We start from the raw sequence: 18,009 nt of genomic DNA, 5'->3' as shown, positions 1-18,009 counted from the left end.
ATTATCTGGTATTCTATTAATTTATTTAAGTGAAAAACTAGAATAAATCCTAATCATTAAATTAATAGAAAGGACTCTTCATGAAAAAACTGCCTAATTGGGACGTATTGAAAAAAATTACCCTGCATTACCTGCACCAGCTGTATTTAAACAAATCGGAGGTAAAGTTGAATTGAATTTTGATATTGGTGTATTTGGAAATTCATGCGCTACACGAGTATCAAAATCACTCAATGGTTCAGGAGGATTGCATAAAATCCCATTTTATAAAGCTATTGGACCTAACGGGAAGCTCGAAGGACAAGTATCATCAGGAAAAGATAAATCTTGGTATATTTTTAGGGTAAAAATATTAAATAAATATCTAACTGAAACTTATGGAATTCCAGAAACTTATACACCGGAAGAATATGAAAACAAAATAAAGAATCGTAAAGGTATTATTATATATGAAGTAAATGGGTGGTCTGATGCAACAGGGCATGCTGACCTATGGGACGGTTCTCAGTGCGTATACAAAGGCTATGGAGATGTTTCACATAAAATTCATTTTTGGGAAGCTCATAATGATTAAACTTATACGAATAACCATAACAATCAATATTTTAGCATTTATTTCCGGATGTTCGGTGGCCAAACCTACTTACGGAGACACAGATGCTTTGCTTGATTTTGCTGAGTCAAATTGCATATTCTGGTATTTAAAATCTAAAGACTATGAAGTATCTGACATAAAAAAAGTAACAGCAGGCATCGTTGAAATGAGCACTTATTCTGCTAATAAATTCCAACAAACGGCATTACTAGTAAAAGAGTATAAACCTGACATATCGAGAAACGACAACGTTGACTTAGACCTTTTAAAGTGTTTTACCATGAAAAAAGATAAGCTATTTTTAAAAAAATTAGAAATAATAAGAGTGCAGCAATAAGGTCATATATAATGTTTAATATGAGATTCGTCATTAAGTATGGCAATCATACTTAATACTATTAATTATTTTTTAGTTATTTACCTAAACAATCACAACAGAAAGGCTTAGAGTGAGTTCATCTTCTAAGTCTTTTTTACAATGGTTAAAGTCAAAGGATATGATATTGATAGAAGACACGTTATCAGCTTTGGGTAGAGTAATAGTCCAACTTATAAAGTGGATCATTATCGATGCCATTATTGAAGGGGTTGTTTATGGCTATGGTTATCTTAGCCTCAAACTCATCACCTTAGGCAAATACCCTAAAGCGAATCAACATAATGATATTCTATGTATTATCAGCGGTGTTATTTCCATTGCTGTCACGATTAGCATTATTGTGCTGTTTAGCTCATAGGATCGAGCCAAACCTTGCGGGTTAAAAATAAAAACGCAGGCTCTTGCGAGTCTGCGTTTTCATCAGGTTATGTCGATAGCTAATTTACATCACGAACCAAACGAACGTAGTTGTAAATGCGGACGCTATCCAGCTGAGGACCATAACCACCCGAGTAGTCTTCACCATCCCATATTTTTGGATCGCTACGCTGCGCACCTGCCCCATGAACATCGATCCAACGTCCGGCATCACTGTCGTAGCCCAGGGCTTTACCAAAAGCCACATAAGAGGCGGCATTACCATAGGTTGTATTTAAATCCGTATCATCAGAATAAAAGCCGTCTGCAGCATGGGTTGTGCTGCTCCAATATAGGCCATAATCAGCTTCACCATTCTCGTCGGTAATTGTTGTAATGTTAAATATATCGTCAATCACAGCATAGTCGGTATCTGCCAGCTCCTCGGTGTATTCAACTAGGCTATGTAACTCTTTTATATTTGGTAAACGCCAATCACTGTAACCTAAATAATTAGCCGCATTCATGGCATCAACATAAGTAAAGGCATCTTGCCATAACATTGCGCCGGCTAAATCAGTGTCGTCAGCAATGATCAAGCCATTACCGTCAGCATCTGTCCAATCTAGCTTGGTGTAATCAAAGCCTGTGGACTCTGTCACAGTGCCTTCCGTTTCATCAAAATCTGAACCACTGTCAGATTGCGCCCACATTAAGTTCGTAGCATTATCGGTTACTGTATGGTCACCATTGTCGATGAAATCATTAGTGGCATAATCGGTATTGCCGCGCATACACATCACAAAGTAAGTTTTGTCACCATTATAAAAAGCTTCGGTATAACCTTTAATACGACCATCGGCAAAGTTCACTCCGAACATCATTTCGGTTCCCTGGCCGTTGTAGAACTTTGAAGTCGTCGCATATTGAGAGTCGATTATCCGTTCGCCATCGGTGCTACCGTAGGCGAAATCAAAATAATCCCAATCAATAAAGGGTTGTAGATAAGTCAAATCATCAGAAGTTGGATCGGTTCCTTGAAAATTCATCAAAGAGTAAAGTTGTTTCACATTAGGCAGTTGCCAATCTGTTTGGCCCGCGTAGTCTAATGCCTCACAATAAGTTGCTGCTGCGCTTGAGCTGAGTTTATCTGCGCTGGTAATTTCACCATCATTATTCATTTCTGGGCTTTGGGTCCAGATAATTCCTGTGACATTATCGGTGACAGTGATGTCGCCATCATCGCTCACATTGGTAGTGTAGCTTTGTGCGCTACCATTGAGTATTTGAGCATCTTGACCATAAAAATCATCTAATGACGATGTTGGGCAAGATATTTCTATATTATTGTTATAACAGACATTCTGAGCGGAATCTGCAATGGCATAAGAATAAGCAGTTGATGAATTATCATCGCTATCCGTCGATTCTGATACTGTTGTTTCCGAAGCCTCAACGGAGTCATCTGAAGATGAGCTACCACACCCACCTATCAACAGTAGCATTACAATAATACTCACTTGGGTTAGCTTGGTTTGAACGCTCATTCTTAATCCTCTTCATATGACATATCAAGACTTGATAACTTGCCTTCACAATAGCGCTCCAATGTGCAGAAATTGTGTAAAAAAAATGCAAATATTGTTAGCTATATTCAAAGCGGAATCTGGCTCACATATTGATGAGGTATGCCTATGTAGTTATGCCAATCAAGTTGCCATAAGTAAAAATGAATCTAGGTATCAATGTTAATTATCGACAATGAGAAATAAAGAAGACAAATAGAAATGCGAAATAATTGACTGGCTTAATCGCGTCATAGTGAATACAAGCTACTGATATTGTTTACACAATTGATTAAAATCATCTCGCGGATTGAGCATAAAACCATTACCCAAGCTCGAGATTATCTCAGTTTCTGAAAGATACGGATTATCAATTTTAAAAATTAACCTTTTATCCAGTTTACTCTTGAGTAAAAACTCACAATGACGCTGATAAAATAACTGATCAAATTGACCATTTTCGATGATTCGTTGTAACCCTACTTGAATTCGTTGAGCAAGTCGCGGTTGATTAGGAGACACATAGTAATAGGTTGCAAGTGGAATGTGCAGCATTAGGTGCTCATCAATAATTAACTCGGGATAGAGTTGATTAAATTGTGTAATTTCTTGGAAAACTTCGTTAACACCACGGCCAAAAGTCACAAAACGCCCTTTTGCTAACATAGTAAATAAATTTTCATATTGGGTACTTTCCATCACATCAAAACCAGCTTGTTGCATGGCGTATTTAGTTGACCATTGACTACCAGACCCCGTTTTGAGAGACGTTAACTGTGCCAAAGTTGTGATGTTAGCAAGCGTGCTAGCATTATCTTTTTTAATAATAAATACCCTAAAGCCCTGAATCCCTTTGCGTATAGGGATTTTTATAGGAATAAGCTCTTCATTCCAGGTTGACCTAGACGCTTCAGCAATAACATTAATGCTTTCACCGTCTTTTAATGACCTAAAAATACGATTTCGGCTCATTCTCATCTCTGCAACAACTAAACTCCCTTCACCAAAGTCAGCCTTGGTCGCCTCAATGATTAACGCCAATAAATCATAGGTATATTGGTATCGACTATCTAATTCTGATTCTGAGCGATTAATAACAAATTGATCATCTGATTGACAGGTAGGGAAAAACATCAATCCCCCTATTATAAGCAGGCTTAACAATAAACATGAGCGCCGAACTGCATTCATAAATTAACTCGTTGCGATAGAAAAGATAATGGGTGCATATCCATGTTAGCCGCAAGAGAACGGATCAATTCGATAAAAAACAAACACCTTGACGTCATTTATCATAGATTGGCTTTGTATGAATATCAAACAATTGTGCAAAGCTATTGTGCAAGTGTGATGCAGGGCAGCGATTGTCGTTGTCCGCTGATATTAAGTGAGTACTTTAGTACTAGGCAGGTAATAAATAACCTCAACTCAGTCATCGCCGAGTTGAGGTTATTTAATTAAAAAGTACAGTGAATGAAGTACTTAATCTGAACACGAAAGAATTAAGCTACCGATTGTTGCTCTACAGGGTGACTATTGCCATCATGCTTTGGACAATAGTATTTTGAAAACATTTTTAATAATGCTTCGCGGCGAATCACACCGCATAAACGGCCGTTTTCAACCACTGGGTATACGCTTGGCACTGCTGCTGACGCATCACGTAAGCGCTCTTCATAGCTTTGATATCCACCGCTGATGTACATTCCTGTGTCGGTGACAGGGAAGAGTTTCTTTTTATCAACCACCATGAACTCAAGTAACTGAGCTATATTTTCGGTTGGCGCAACAGTAAGCATTTTAGTTTGCATAATATCTTTGACAGATATGGGTAACTTAGCAGAGAACTCCTCTGACCAAAGTGAGCGCATCAAATCTTGCTCAGAGACAAACCCTAATAACTGATATTTGCTGTCTACCACAGGCGCACTGCGTACATTGTCGTTTGCGAGTAATGTCAGTGCGTCATAAATAGTCATATCAATTGAAAGAGAGGTTGGTTTAGTGTCCATCAATTCACTGACGATAAGTTTTTGGATTTTATTTTTCATGGCAATGTACTCTTTACTAAGTTGATGTTGAGTTTGTGGATCAATGCTAACTTGTTGAAACGACTCCGAACTGGACATGTTTTGCTGTAGGTCGGGAGTTTGAACATGCATTAATGTGTGTTCTTGTGTGTCGTTAAAAGGACTTATATGTAACGATGGCGCGTTGTTAATGGCTTTAACACCTTTGTTATCTATCCAGTAATAACCTAGGCCGACAAATACCGCGCCACCCAAAATGTTGCCTAATGTCACAGGGATCAAGTTATGAAGCACAAAGTTGCTAATGGTTAAGTCTGCAAAGATTTGTGGCGCAACACCTAAAGCGATGAAATATTCATTACCCGCGAAGTGTTGAATGGCGATACCCAGTGGCACCATAAACAAGTTGGCAATACTGTGTTCAAAGCCGCTAGAGACAAACATCGCCACTGGTAATATCAGTAATAACGACTTGGCTAACGCATCTTTGCAGCTAAAGGTCATCCAAACCCCTAAGCAAACAAGTAAGTTACACAAGGTGCCTAAGGCAAAAGCCTGACTCCAATCATGATGAATTTTATGTTGAGCAACATGCAGTGCATTTAGGCCCCATTCATTACTATCTAAGCCATACATTTTCGACATCATGACCAATAGCAGTATCAACATGGCACCACATAAGTTGCCTAAATAGACTCGCATCCAACAGCTTAATAACTGTTTAGTTGTTACTTTCTTTTGCGCCCAAGCAATTGCACTTAATACCGTACTGGTAAAGAGCTCACCACCAAGCACCACAACAAGAATCAACCCTAGGCTGAAGGCAACACCACCACTAAACCTGACTAAGCCCCATGAGTTTTGAGCAGAGCCCGTGGTCACGGTAAGGTAAAATACAAATGCTAATGCGATAAAAGCCCCTGCAAATACCGATAACCCAAATGATTGCGCAATATCTTTAGTGACTTTGGCTTGCCCATACTCTGCTGCTTTTCCAAATGAACTCATCTGTGCAGGAGTTTCAACTACCGCAAGGTGGTTTACTGGCCGACCATGACCTTGTTGATGAAGCGCCTCTTGGGCGTAAAGACCTCTCATAATGTCATCCGCATAATATTGCGGACTCCAATGCAAGAGGAATGTCCATATGCTATATGCATGGGTAACTCCTTGAATTTGTTTATGACATGATTAGGTACACATTTAGAATACAGCAGACGGCCAAAAATAATATTGAGTCTTTCTTAGCTTATGCATCAATAAAACTGATACTTAAAAAATCAGTGGAATCTCATTTACACGAGGATTTATGCAGGTTTATTAGTGGTTTTTACACGATTTTGTAATAGGGATTAGTCTGATGATATTAGTAAAATGCGGCGAGGTTGATGGCGCAAAAATGATAAATATCTAACCTTAAGATTATAAAAACCCAGTCACAGCGCGGAAAAACAGACTTGATAGCGAGTATCAAATTTATATGTAATCACATACACATAAAATCAAAGGTTGTGACGTTTTATTGTAGAAAAATATAACTCAGCCCCCCCCATAGGCTCAAAATATTAATTAGCATCAAAAAAGGGGGCAAAACATGATTCGAATAAACAATATGATATCTGTCTGCTAAGGCGATAATCTTGTATTACGTTTTACTCAAGCAGCCGAAGTGCGCATATAAAACCCCGCATACAGTGAGTCGCTAGACGAGGATGATTCTCACGAAAAAATCTTACCGACAAACACAGATAAAGTTCAGGATTTAAACAAAAGTTTGTTATACTCCGCGGCCGCTTATCGATGGCGCCCAAATTGGGTATCCCACTCAAGCTTAACGTTTTTCAACTATCCTAAGAAGTTAACAACACGGTTAAGCATGAATTTAGCCATTTAATAAGGCTAACGACCCAAATTATCTAGATTAAGCTTGTGCAGCTGATAGGCTAAACACAACTAAATCGCTTTGTTTTGATGTACATACAGGAACCGCACCATGAAATTCGAATCTTTTAGCTTCGCCCCAGAAATATTACGCGCGATCGCTGAGTGCGGTTATCAATCTATGACGCCAGTTCAACAACAAGCGATCCCGGCCATTCGTCGTGGTGAAGATGTATTAGCCAGTGCGCAAACTGGTACAGGTAAAACCGCAGCGTTTGCATTACCAATATTGCAAAGAATGTGCGAAAACCCAAGAGAGACAATGCCGTCGAATACTCGAACGTTGATTTTGACGCCAACTCGCGAGCTTGCCGCCCAGGTTGCAGACAATATTAGCGCCTACAGTAAATACTTAAACTTAACAGTATTGACCATTTATGGTGGCGTTAAAGTAGACACTCAAGCGCAAAAGCTTAAACGCGGTGCTGACGTTATCGTGGCCACACCGGGTCGCTTACTTGAGCACATCACCGCCTGTAACTTAAGCTTGTCGAATGTGGACTTTTTAGTGCTTGATGAAGCGGACCGCATGTTAGATATGGGCTTTAGCGCCGACATTAAAAAAATTCTACAAGCGGTAAATAAAAATCGCCAAAATATGTTGTTCTCAGCGACCTTCTCAACGGAAGTAAAAAAGCTTGCTAACGACATGCTAGATAAGCCTAAAGTAATTACAGTTGATAAACAAAACACCACAGCAGCGACTGTCAGCCAAGTTATTTACCCTGTTGAACAACGTCGTAAGCGTGAATTATTATCTGAACTCATTGGCACTAAAAACTGGCGCCAAGTGTTAGTATTTACGGCAACGCGTGACGCAGCAGACAAGCTAGTAAAAGAATTAAACCTAGACGGTATTCCGTCTGGTGTAGTACACGGCGAGAAAGCCCAAGGCAGCCGTCGCCGTGCATTACGTGAATTTGTTGAAGGTAAAATTCGTGTATTAGTGGCCACTGAAGTTGCTGCTCGTGGTCTTGATATTCAAAACCTTGAATACGTAGTTAACTATGACTTACCTTTCTTAGCTGAAGATTATGTTCACCGTATTGGCCGTACTGGCCGTGCAGGTAAAACAGGTGTGGCTATCTCGTTTGTAAGCCGTGAAGAAGAACGTACCTTGGCTGACATTGAGAAATTAATCGGTCAGCCAATTCGTCGAGTGACTGTTCCAGGATATGAAGTAGGCAGCCGTGAAATGTTGCTTAAGCAAATTGAAAAGCGTCGTAGTTTTGCCAAAAAGCAACAACGCAGCGACAACGTGGGCGCGCAGATGATTGCTGAGAAAAACATGGACGGTCGTCGTGTTAAAGTGGGTAAAACGACCAGCACAGTAAAGTATAAAAAAATCAAATAACCTCATTTGGGTTAAACAAAAAAGACGCTTCGGCGTCTTTTTTGCTTTTAAATGAAATTATTACTGTTATTTACAGGTCTGCTTTTGTAACTTACACGTACGACTATGATATTAAGTACTTCAGGACAACAACAAACAAGGACATATCATGTTAAAAAACCTGCTTCTTACCACCACATTAATGCTAGCCAGTTTTGCTAGTATCGCTAAACCGATTGCCACTGACGAAAACAATGTGATGCCGCTTCTCAACGGTCATCAAATACCTGCTATCACTTTACAAGATGTTGATGGAAAAGCAGTTGAACTCGATAAGTTGGTGGCACAAAAGCCGACAATATTCTTCTTTTATCGTGGCGGTTGGTGTCCATTTTGTAACTCACAAATGGGTCAATTAAAAGCAATAGAACCAAAGCTGATTGAGATGGGATTTCAGTTAGTGGGGATTTCACCAGACACACCTGAAAAAATGCGCGCGTCATTAAACGACCAAAAACTCGATTACTTATTGTTATCAGACACGTCTATGGCGGCATCGCAAGCATTTGGATTAGCCTATTACACCAGTGCAGATATCACTAAAAAGTACATGGCTAGTCTTGCCGTTACCAACGACCTATTCACCACGCCTGAAGGCGAGAAACGTTTGGTACTCCCTGTTCCGGCAGTTTATCTGGCTGATAAAAATGGCTTAATTCACTTTCAGTATGTTAACCCAAACTATAAAGTTCGCCCGGCGCCTGAGTTAATTTTAACGGCAGCAGAACTACTCGTTAAGTAGTTTTTGGTTAAGTCATCGCTATAAATCCAGTACGGCTAAGCCAGCTACATTATGTTGCTGGCTTTTTTAAGTTAACGATATCAATCATCATTTAACTTAAACCACCGCAAAGTTGATGACTTATCCCTATAAAACACAATCTTCCATCACAAAAATTGACCATATGCACAATAAAATCATGATTTATTGATTTTTGTATTGGATTTTTAATCGTGCATCTCGCTACACTGTTCGCCATATAAAAATATCCCTACACAAAGGCTATAAATTATCATGTCCATTCCTACTACATTCGGTACAGCAAACACCCCTGGAACCATAAAAGCCATGCTGTTAGGTTGCGGTGAGCTTGGTAAAGAAGTCGCGATTGAACTACAACGTTTCGGTATTGAAGTGATTGGTGTCGATCGCTATCCAAACGCCCCAGCAATGCAGATTGCGCATCGTTTCCATGTCATTAACATGCTCGACACTCAGGCGCTTAAAGCCATTATCGAATTAGAAAAGCCTGATCTGGTTATCCCTGAAATCGAAGCTATTGCGACCCAAACCCTGGTTGAGCTAGAGCAACAAGGCTTGCATGTCGTACCCACAGCTAACGCAACTAAATTAACCATGGACCGCGAAGGTATTCGCCGATTAGCCGCTGAAACCTTGGCCGTACCTACATCACAGTATTTCTTTTGTGATACCCAGGCAGAGTTTGAAAAAGCCGTAAATGAGATAGGCATTCCTTGTGTTGTAAAACCGGTCATGAGCTCATCGGGTAAAGGGCAAAGTGTGATTAAGACGAACGATGCCATTGCCAAAGCATGGGCTTATGCACAAGAAGGCGGCCGAGCAGGCCAAGGACGAGTCATAGTAGAAGCTTTTATTCCATTTGATTATGAAATCACCTTACTTACTATTAGCGCAGTAAATGGTATTCATTTTTGCGACCCGATTGGTCATAGACAAGAAGATGGTGACTACCGTGAATCATGGCAGCCACAAGTGATGTCAGATGTTGTACTGCAAAAAGCACAAGCAATCAGCAAAAAAGTGGTAGAAGCATTAGGTGGCTATGGTTTATTTGGCGTTGAGTTATTTGTAAAAGGTGATGAGGTGTATTTTTCGGAAGTATCTCCAAGGCCTCATGATACTGGTTTAGTGACGCTAATTAGCCAAGACCTATCCGAATTTGCATTGCATGTCCGTGCTATTTTAGGACTGCCGATCAGTAATATCGTCCAGCATGGCCCTAGTGCCTCGGCGGTTATTTTAGCTGAAGGAACCTCAACTAATATTCGCTACCAAGGCATGGCAGAAGCGTTAGCACCTGCCAATACCCAATTACGTTTATTCGGCAAACCAGATATCGATGGTCGCCGCCGTTTAGGCGTTGCATTAGCGCGTGACACCTCGGTAGAAAGTGCCATTGAAAAAGCCAAAACGGTCGCAAGCAACATCAAGGTATTATTTTAATCAGCATCTGTAACGTGCAAACAACAAAGCCGCAATTATTTGCGGCTTTGTTGTTTGCACGTATATAAAGTAAATACTTTTTCGATATAACAGCGACCGAATACACCATTAACCGTTAACGCAATTAACGGTTTTACCTAGCTGAAACTGCTTTACATTATTAATAGCGATATTAAGTAAGTTTTGTCTTGCTTGTAACGTTGCCCAAGCAATATGTGGAGTAATGGTAATATTTGCTGCGCTAAGCAAGGGGTTATCAGGGCTTGGCGGCTCTGTCGATAACACATCAACCGCGGCAAAACCGTTATTTTGATTCAGCCAATAAGCTAAGTCGACTTCATTAATTAGATCGCCGCGGGCGGTATTTACGAGTAAACACTTAGGTTTGAGCAAACGTAAACTATCACTGTTTATCATGTATTTGGTGGCCGCATTTAGCGGACAATGAAGTGAAATAATATCAGCTTGTGTGAGTAAGGTGTCGCGTTCACACCATTGAATATTCTCAGGCAGGCCGGTTTTGGCTTGTGCACTAGTGATCAACACGTTCATTCCAAAAGCGACACCTAAAGTAGCTACTTGCTGGCCAATATCGCCATACCCTACCACACCTAACGTTAACCCTTTCAATGAGGTTAACGGACTTAAGGTAAAACAAAAGTCTCGACTGGCGCTCCACTGCCCCATTTTTACAGCTTGGTCATGCAATGCCACTTGTTGATGATGATGCAAAATATGAGCAAACACCATTTGTGCGACGGCATCAGGACCATAGGCGGGTATATTGGTTACAGTAATTTTATGCTGACTCGCACTGTGAATATCAACAACATTAGTACCTGTCGCTAACACACCAATATAACGCAGCAGCCCTAACTGACTGAGCGTTTGTGCATTGAGTATCGTTTTATTGGTCAACACAATTTGCGCTCCCTGGCAACGAGCAACAACCTCATCGGCTAGGGTATGATCATAAATTTCACACTCACCTATGGCTTGCAATGCTTGCCAATCCAAATCGCCCGGATTAAGTGTATAACCGTCTAGTACCACTATTTTCATTAACTACCTCAATCCTTTGTTAGGTCAAACATTAGCGCATTGAGCGTGATGTTTTAATGCGTTCATAAGCGGCTTGAATGTCTTGCGCTTTGGTTTTGGCTAAGGCCATCATTTCTTCTGGTAACCCTTTGGCCACAAGCTTATCAGGGTGATGCTCATTCATTAATTTACGATAAGAGCGCTTAACATCTTGATCGCTGGCCGATTCAGACACGCCTAGCATGACATAAGCGTCGGTCAGCGGCATTTTATTGCCCTGTGGCGATTGGTGATGGCTAAACTCAGCTTGCCATCGTGCTAGCATCGCATCCAGTTGCGATGCCATACCAAGCTTATTGGCAATAACCGATAAAATTTGTTTCTCGTTTGCGTGCAATTCACCGTCAGACAATGCCGTTTGAATTTGGATTTCCAAAAACATTTGCGCTAATTCGGCACGCCCTTGAATCACATGACGAAATTGTTCTAATTGCTTTGGTAAATCAAAGTCGGCTTGTCGTCCTTGCCTAAACGCTTCTTGGGCATCAATACGTGGTTGACCAGATAACTTCATCTGATCCATAAGCATGGTAGCAATACGAATATCGTTTTCAGTCACTCTACCGGATGCTTTAGCCACATGTCCCATTACAGCAAATGTCGCATTAAAAAACATCGCCTGACGCTCGCTGCCTTTACGCATTAATGATGATAAGCCTTGACGTTTATCGTACGCATGCCCGAGCCACAATCCTAAAAATGCACCAAAAAAACGGCCAAACATAAAGCCGATAATAAACCCGAAAACTTTACCCCAAATGCGCATTTTACCTTCCGCTTTATATAATTTCTTGAATCTGTACGCCGCATATTGTGGCGCTATATGTCATTCTGGAATTAAGCCAGCAATCTGTTTTGCAGTTGTTCCAGCCTTGCTAGTGTGCCGACATCACACCAGTAGGAATCAAAATATTCCCCTGCAATAGTTTGTTGGGCAATAGCCTGTTTAAGTAAAGGGCCGAGTGCTTGCTTACCCGCAGGTAGAGCATTAAAGAATTGCGGATGATAAATCCCTAACCCAGAAAAAGTCAGTTTGTCTGTTTCAGGTAAACTAAGCTTGCCATCAGCTTTAATTGCAAAGTCACCTTGTGGGTGATGCTCGGGATTATCAACTAACCACAAAAATGCTGCGACATGTCCTTGCAAAACTTGCTCATATGCCGCCCTCAAATCTGGTAGGTGATCAATAAAAACATCGCCATTAATCACTAAAAACGGATCGCTTCCGAGCAAAGTGAGAGCCTGCTTAATACCACCGGCTGTTTCTAATGCTTCGGTTTCAGCACTATAACTAATATCTAAACCCCAGCGCTGTCCATTATCAAGCATTTCTGGCAACTTATGGCCTAACCAAGCATGGTTAATTACGACGTGTTTTACACCTAAGAGTGCGAGTTTCTCAAGGTGATATTCAATTAAAGGTTTACCGGCAACACTCACCAAGGGTTTTGGCAATGTATCAGTTAATGGGCGTAATCGCTCACCGCGCCCCGCAGCCAAAATCATCGCTTTCATACGTTACACTCTGCTTGATTTGCCGCAGAAAGCTGTTCCACTCTTGGAATAATGACATGACTCACCCAAGAGCTAAACTCTGCAATTTGCGGGTATTGTGAGCCAATATCAACAATATATTGTAAGGTTAACGGAATATCAGCCAAGTAACCGCGCTTGCCATCACGATGATACAAACGTGCAAAAATGCCGGCTGCCTTAATGTGACGTTGAACACCCATTAAATCAAACCAATGTTGATAAGTTTCAAAGTCGACTGTGTTATCGATAAGTTGATGCGACTTAATCAATTGAAAATGATACTGCATTAATTCGTGCACTTGTTTTGCCGGCCAACGTACATAACAATCACGAAGTAATGAAACCGCATCGTAAGTAATCGGCCCTATTACCGCATCTTGAAAATCAACCACCGCAAGTTCATGTTCATTGAGTAATAAATTTCGGCTGTGATAATCACGATGCATGCCCACTTTAGGTTGCGACATCGCACTTTGTGTCAAAGCAGCAAAAGTATTGGTAATCATTTGCTGCTCATTGTTTGTTAATGTGTAATCTATATGCTTATTAACTAACCAATCAACAAATATCATCAACTCGCGCTGAACAAACTCTGCATCATAATTCGTTAACGGCCCAAGCTCAGTGTGGGTAACAGTGGCAATGGTCGGTAACAAATTAAGCGCTTGTTGATAATAGCTGGCCACGTTTTGTGGATTAAGCACAGATAATAACTGTTGCTCGCCAACGTCTGTTTGTAAAACAAATCCTTGCTCATTACAGGTTGCCAGCACTTCTGGCACCAATAACCCGACTGTTTTATACGCCTGTGCCATCGCAACAAATGGAGAAATGGGCACTAAGTCGATTGGCGAATCCGCTACAATATAGTGCTTACCTAAATGCTCAATACGAAAATAACGACGAAAACTAGCATCACCGCAAATTAACGTTGCACTCACTTGATCAGCAAAATATTGGTTTAACCAGTGGCTTAAGGCGACAAATCTTGGATCAGATAAACTCATCTCAATGGCTCTTCACGAAAAATTGCTTTATTATAGCCAGCATAACATTTGGAAACAGCTAAAGAATGGAATGTTTTACTTAGCTGAGTATCTTTTTCTCTCCAAAACTTTCCGGAATCAGAATTCATAAATTATTGACAACAATGCAGATCCGTTACTTTCTGGCACTATGCCTACTCCCTAATATTGTTTTAGCTGAAGAAGCTGAAGCGACTGAAGAGCCAATAACGCAATGCTTTGTTGCGCCTCCGGTTTCTCGTTCATTTGATGATAGAGCTGCATTAACTGGTATTGATGATGACCAAATCGTTATTATCAGCGACTATTCGACTGCGGCATTTAACAACCAAGCGCAATTTACCGGTGATGTAAGCTTTAGTCAGGGTCAACGTCATATTGCCGCTGACAACGCCATTTTGGACCAAAAAAACCAACGCTTAAATGCTAATGGCAACTTAATTTTTAAAGACGAATTATTTACCGTTACCGCTGACTCCCTTGAAGCGCAAATGAGTACCAACAGCGCAACGCTTCAAAAAGCACAATACTGGCTACATGGTCAACAAGTTCACGGCGATGCAAGTAAGTTACAAATCACTTCAGATAACAATTTATTACTGACCAAAACTAACTTTACAACTTGCCCACCTGGCGATGAATCATGGCTACTTGAAGCAGACATGATAAAAATTGACAGTAAAGAGGAATGGGGTGAAATTTGGAATGCTAAGTTAAGAATTGCTGATGTGCCAGTGCTGTATATTCCTTATATGACAGTGCCTGTATCTGATAAACGAAAATCAGGTTTTTTATTTCCAAGCTTCAGTACCAGTACAACTAACGGTGTCGAAATTAGCACACCTTATTACTGGAACATTGCACCAGAATACGATTTAACCTTTACACCAGACTTCATGTCATCTCGCGGGCTATTCACTAAAACTGAATTTCGTTACCTTGCTGGAGAGCAACAAAATGGACAGTTTAATGTTGAGTATTTAGGCAGCGATGACAAATTATCCTCAAATGAAGATCGTTATTTATATCATTGGAGTCACCAAGGCGCGATAAACCAAAATTGGCGCGTCAGATCAGACTATACCGATGTGTCGGATAACAATTACTTTAACGATTTGAGCTCTGATGTTAATCAATCAACTGACAATCAATTATCACGTATTGGCGAAGCCAGTTATTTTGAACGTAACTGGGATTTCACCATGCGAGTACAAGACATTAAAGTGCTTGGCGAAGATGAAAAACCTTATCAGGTGATGCCACAGCTAAACTTTAATTACCGTACCGCAGACATATTTGATGCTATCGATTTTAAGTTTAATACAGAGTTGACTAACTTTAGCCACCAAGAGAGCGAGTACAATACTGCGACGCGTTTACACCTAGTGCCCAGTTTAATTTGGCCTATCCAGGGGCCTGCAGGCTCGTTTACCAGTGAAGTTAAACTGCTGCAAACCCAATATTGGCAGCAAAGCCTCGATGAAGATTCAACCTTAGACGAGAGTGTAAGCCGCACCATTCCACAAGCACGCTTGCATGGCCAAGTTAATTTTGAACGGGCAACGCAATTATTTGATGAGCAATACCGTCAAACACTAGAACCGCAAATTCAATATCTTTATGTAGGTTATGAAGACCAATCAAATATTGGTATTTACGACACTGCAGAACTACAAGAAGATTACTATGGCTTGTTCCGTGACCGCCAATACTCAGGGTTAGACCGTGTAGCTGACGCGAACCAATTTACACTTGGTTTTACCACTCGCTTGTTTGACCATAGTAACCGCGAAAAATTTAAGTTCAGTGTTGGGCAGATTATGTATTTGGAATCATCTAAAGTAAGTCTGGATGATACTTTTGAAGAAACCTCGCCCTCAACATCTGTTTTAGCCGCTGAGTTAGATGCGCAACTGTATAATGATTGGTTTATTAGCGGTTCGGTACAACATGACACTGAAACAGGCGACAACAAAAAGAATGAAGTCACTTTAGATTACCGCCCAAGTGAAGATAAACTGCTGCAATTAAGCTACCGTTTTGTGCCAGACCTATTAAATACTAACACCAACGACCAAGTGGATATTTCACAAGCCGGTGTTCGTACTTCTTGGCCATTAACAGACAGCTTATATTTTGTCGGAAACTACTATTACGACCTAAACGAATCTCGTAATATTGAAACCTACACTGGTGTACAATACGAATCTTGTTGCTGGGCAGTCCGATTAAGTTACCATTATCGTATCAACACTAATTACGACGATGATTTATCAGAAACCATCGACGGGCGTGAAGAGTTTGAAAGTGGCGTATACCTAAACTTTGTCATTAAAGGCTTAGGGGGGTCTGGTCCGTTAGGCGTTGCAGACATGCTAAACGAAGGCTTATTTAACTACCGTAAGCCACTTTACTTGAGGAATTAGTAATCTTTTGTGATAGATTGCTGAACCTAGCGATAAACTCATAGTCCAATAACAACAAACATGCTGTTGAGTATGAAGAAGAAACCTTATTTTGGCGATGTATTGCCAGTTTTATTGAATCGAATGTGCCAAGGATTTTGTGGATGAAACACAGTAAAAAAATGATTTTTGCATTACTCGCACTGGCAATGAGCCAAACCAGTGTTGCAGCGCCAGTACCATTAGACCGCGTATCAGTTCAAATTAATGATGGTATTGTTCTCGAAAGTGAAATCAAAAATATGATTACCACTGTTAGAGCAAACGCAAAAGCAGCTAACCAAACTTTGCCATCGGAAGAGGCACTACGCACTCAGGTTATTGAACGTCTTATTCTAACCCACCTGCAAATGCAAATGGCTGAGCGTATTGGTTTACAAATTGGTGATCTCCAATTAGACCAAACTATCGAAAACATCGCCAAAGAACAGAAAATGTCTGTGGCGCAAATGCAACAATCTATTGAAAGCGAAGGTACCAGCTTTAACCAATACCGTGAACAGTTGCGCCAAGAGATCACCTTAGGTGAAATTCAACGTATCCAAGTTCAACGTCGCATTCAGGTATCTCCTCAAGAAATCAATGGCCTCGTAAAGCTTATTGAAGAGCAAGGCTTAAAAGATGTTGAATTTCAAATTGGTCACATCTTAATTGAAGTGCCAAGCAACCCAAGCAGTGAGCAGTTAGAAAGCTCAAGCCGCCGTGCTGAGATCGTCCTAAAACGCTTAAATGAAGGCGACGATTTCCGCAGTACTGCTATTGCATCATCTTCAGGCCCTAAAGCACTTGAAGGCGGTATTTGGGATTTCATGAACATCAATGAAATGCCAACCTTGTTTGCTGAAGTGGTTAATAGCGCTAAAAAAGGCGATATTATTGGTCCTATCAAATCAGGTTCTGGTTTTCATATTATTAAAGTAATCGACACGCGCGGACTGCAAACTCAAGAAGTGTCTGAAGTGAAATCACGTCACATTCTTTTAAAGCCGTCACCGATTTTATCGGAAGAGCGTGCTAAAGCGATGCTAGACAACTTTTTAGTGCAAGTTCGTAATGGTGAAGCCGACTTTGCTAAGTTAGCTAAACAGTATTCTGAAGATCCAGGTTCAGGGGCAAAAGGTGGTGAATTAGGTTGGGCGGATCCTGGTATGTATGTACCTGAATTCTCTCAAACTTTAGCCAGTTTAAGCGAAGGTCAAATCAGTGAGCCGTTCCGTACAACACACGGCTGGCATATTGTGCAACTCGAATCTCGTCGAACGACTGATGCAACCGATCAATTTAACAGTAATCGAGCTCATCAGTTAATCTTCCGTCGTAAATTTAACGAAGAATTACAAAACTGGTTAGATGAAATGCGCTCTGAAGCTTATATTGAAATTATTGAGCCTGAAACAAAACGAGGTTAAGCAAGAT

The 18,009-nt window shown here is 40.7% G+C and carries 15 protein-coding genes; 8 read left to right on the top strand and 7 right to left on the bottom strand.

Annotated elements, in window-relative coordinates; all coding sequences use genetic code 11:
- The first annotated feature begins 97 nt into the window (after positions 1–97).
- From IEY40_RS05210 to IEY40_RS05200, 3 genes are all read left to right on the top strand, one after another.
- Positions 98–574, top strand: coding sequence for a type VI secretion system amidase effector protein Tae4 (locus IEY40_RS05210; protein WP_229777016.1), 477 nt, complete (start codon positions 98–100; stop codon positions 572–574).
- A 55-nt stretch (positions 575–629) separates the two neighbouring features.
- Complete coding sequence (locus IEY40_RS05205; protein ID WP_188954026.1) at positions 630–932, top strand: hypothetical protein; 303 nt, start codon at positions 630–632, stop codon at positions 930–932.
- Between the two features lie 166 nt (positions 933–1,098).
- Entirely contained in the window at positions 1,099–1,332 is a 234-nt protein-coding gene (locus IEY40_RS05200; RefSeq protein ID WP_188954024.1) for a hypothetical protein, read from the top strand.
- A 79-nt stretch (positions 1,333–1,411) separates the two neighbouring features.
- Here the strand turns inward: IEY40_RS05200 and IEY40_RS05195 are convergent, their stop codons facing one another.
- The 3 genes from IEY40_RS05195 to focA all read right to left on the bottom strand — a co-directional run bounded on the left by IEY40_RS05195 (position 1,412) and on the right by focA (position 6,024).
- On the bottom strand, positions 1,412–2,878 hold the full coding sequence (locus IEY40_RS05195) for an Lcl C-terminal domain-containing protein (protein ID WP_188954022.1): 1,467 nt from the start codon (positions 2,876–2,878) through the stop codon (positions 1,412–1,414).
- A 285-nt stretch (positions 2,879–3,163) separates the two neighbouring features.
- The gene (locus IEY40_RS05190) at positions 3,164–4,030 is read right to left on the bottom strand and encodes a transporter substrate-binding domain-containing protein (protein ID WP_229777015.1); all 867 of its coding nucleotides are present in this window, start codon (positions 4,028–4,030) and stop codon (positions 3,164–3,166) included.
- A 368-nt stretch (positions 4,031–4,398) separates the two neighbouring features.
- Positions 4,399–6,024 (bottom strand): formate transporter FocA, encoded by a 1,626-nt coding sequence (gene focA / locus IEY40_RS05185; RefSeq protein ID WP_229777014.1) that lies wholly within the window; start codon positions 6,022–6,024, stop codon positions 4,399–4,401.
- An 895-nt stretch (positions 6,025–6,919) separates the two neighbouring features.
- Between focA and IEY40_RS05180 the strand changes: the two genes are divergently transcribed.
- From IEY40_RS05180 to purT, 3 genes are all read left to right on the top strand, one after another.
- Positions 6,920–8,221: a DEAD/DEAH box helicase gene (locus IEY40_RS05180; protein ID WP_188954017.1), complete on the top strand. Its 1,302-nt coding sequence runs from the start codon at positions 6,920–6,922 to the stop codon at positions 8,219–8,221.
- 148 nt (positions 8,222–8,369) lie between these two features.
- A complete protein-coding gene (locus IEY40_RS05175; RefSeq protein ID WP_188954016.1) occupies positions 8,370–9,002 on the top strand; it encodes a peroxiredoxin-like family protein in 633 nt (210 codons plus the stop codon).
- 273 nt (positions 9,003–9,275) lie between these two features.
- Positions 9,276–10,466, top strand: a complete 1,191-nt coding sequence (purT, locus tag IEY40_RS05170; RefSeq protein ID WP_188954013.1) for a formate-dependent phosphoribosylglycinamide formyltransferase — start codon at positions 9,276–9,278, stop codon at positions 10,464–10,466.
- A 108-nt stretch (positions 10,467–10,574) separates the two neighbouring features.
- Here the strand turns inward: purT and IEY40_RS05165 are convergent, their stop codons facing one another.
- The 4 genes from IEY40_RS05165 to IEY40_RS05150 form a co-directional block, all read right to left on the bottom strand.
- Positions 10,575–11,528 (bottom strand): D-2-hydroxyacid dehydrogenase, encoded by a 954-nt coding sequence (locus IEY40_RS05165; protein ID WP_188954011.1) that lies wholly within the window; start codon positions 11,526–11,528, stop codon positions 10,575–10,577.
- A gap of 31 nt (positions 11,529–11,559) precedes the next feature.
- Positions 11,560–12,333 (bottom strand): co-chaperone DjlA, encoded by a 774-nt coding sequence (djlA, locus tag IEY40_RS05160; RefSeq protein ID WP_188954009.1) that lies wholly within the window; start codon positions 12,331–12,333, stop codon positions 11,560–11,562.
- A gap of 71 nt (positions 12,334–12,404) precedes the next feature.
- On the bottom strand, positions 12,405–13,082 hold the full coding sequence (gene murU, locus IEY40_RS05155; protein ID WP_188954007.1) for an N-acetylmuramate alpha-1-phosphate uridylyltransferase MurU: 678 nt from the start codon (positions 13,080–13,082) through the stop codon (positions 12,405–12,407).
- Positions 13,079–14,110, bottom strand: a complete 1,032-nt coding sequence (locus IEY40_RS05150) for an aminoglycoside phosphotransferase family protein (protein ID WP_188954005.1) — start codon at positions 14,108–14,110, stop codon at positions 13,079–13,081. Before IEY40_RS05150 ends, murU begins: the two co-directional genes overlap by 4 nt.
- Positions 14,111–14,253: 143 nt before the next feature.
- On the opposite strand from IEY40_RS05150, the gene lptD reads away from it, so the two are divergent.
- Both lptD and surA read left to right on the top strand, forming a co-directional pair.
- Positions 14,254–16,554, top strand: a complete 2,301-nt coding sequence (gene lptD / locus IEY40_RS05145; protein ID WP_188954003.1) for an LPS assembly protein LptD — start codon at positions 14,254–14,256, stop codon at positions 16,552–16,554.
- Between the two features lie 143 nt (positions 16,555–16,697).
- Positions 16,698–18,002 carry a peptidylprolyl isomerase SurA gene (gene surA, locus IEY40_RS05140; RefSeq protein ID WP_188954001.1) on the top strand — a complete coding sequence of 435 codons (1,305 nt, stop codon included), beginning with the start codon at positions 16,698–16,700 and terminating at the stop codon, positions 18,000–18,002.
- Positions 18,003–18,009: the final 7 nt, after the last annotated feature.

This window comes from Shewanella ulleungensis, assembly GCF_014648315.1.
GTDB lineage: Bacteria > Pseudomonadota > Gammaproteobacteria > Enterobacterales > Shewanellaceae > Shewanella > Shewanella ulleungensis.
This window is presented reverse-complemented; position numbering and strand designations above follow the sequence as displayed.

What these genes read in the sequence shown, in the direction of transcription:
- IEY40_RS05190 (WP_229777015.1), bottom strand. Translation starts at nt 4,030, where the DNA reads ATGTTTTTCCCTACCTGTCAATCAGATGATCAATTTGTTATTAATCGC.
- IEY40_RS05150 (WP_188954005.1), bottom strand. Translation starts at nt 14,110, where the DNA reads ATGAGTTTATCTGATCCAAGATTTGTCGCCTTAAGCCACTGGTTAAAC.
- djlA (WP_188954009.1), bottom strand. Translation starts at nt 12,333, where the DNA reads ATGCGCATTTGGGGTAAAGTTTTCGGGTTTATTATCGGCTTTATGTTT.
- focA (WP_229777014.1), bottom strand. Translation starts at nt 6,024, where the DNA reads ATGAGAGGTCTTTACGCCCAAGAGGCGCTTCATCAACAAGGTCATGGT.
- murU (WP_188954007.1), bottom strand. Translation starts at nt 13,082, where the DNA reads ATGAAAGCGATGATTTTGGCTGCGGGGCGCGGTGAGCGATTACGCCCA.
- IEY40_RS05165 (WP_188954011.1), bottom strand. Translation starts at nt 11,528, where the DNA reads ATGAAAATAGTGGTACTAGACGGTTATACACTTAATCCGGGCGATTTG.
- surA (WP_188954001.1), top strand. Translation starts at nt 16,698, where the DNA reads ATGAAACACAGTAAAAAAATGATTTTTGCATTACTCGCACTGGCAATG.
- IEY40_RS05195 (WP_188954022.1), bottom strand. Translation starts at nt 2,878, where the DNA reads ATGAGCGTTCAAACCAAGCTAACCCAAGTGAGTATTATTGTAATGCTA.
- IEY40_RS05180 (WP_188954017.1), top strand. Translation starts at nt 6,920, where the DNA reads ATGAAATTCGAATCTTTTAGCTTCGCCCCAGAAATATTACGCGCGATC.
- lptD (WP_188954003.1), top strand. Translation starts at nt 14,254, where the DNA reads ATGCAGATCCGTTACTTTCTGGCACTATGCCTACTCCCTAATATTGTT.
- purT (WP_188954013.1), top strand. Translation starts at nt 9,276, where the DNA reads ATGTCCATTCCTACTACATTCGGTACAGCAAACACCCCTGGAACCATA.
- IEY40_RS05175 (WP_188954016.1), top strand. Translation starts at nt 8,370, where the DNA reads ATGTTAAAAAACCTGCTTCTTACCACCACATTAATGCTAGCCAGTTTT.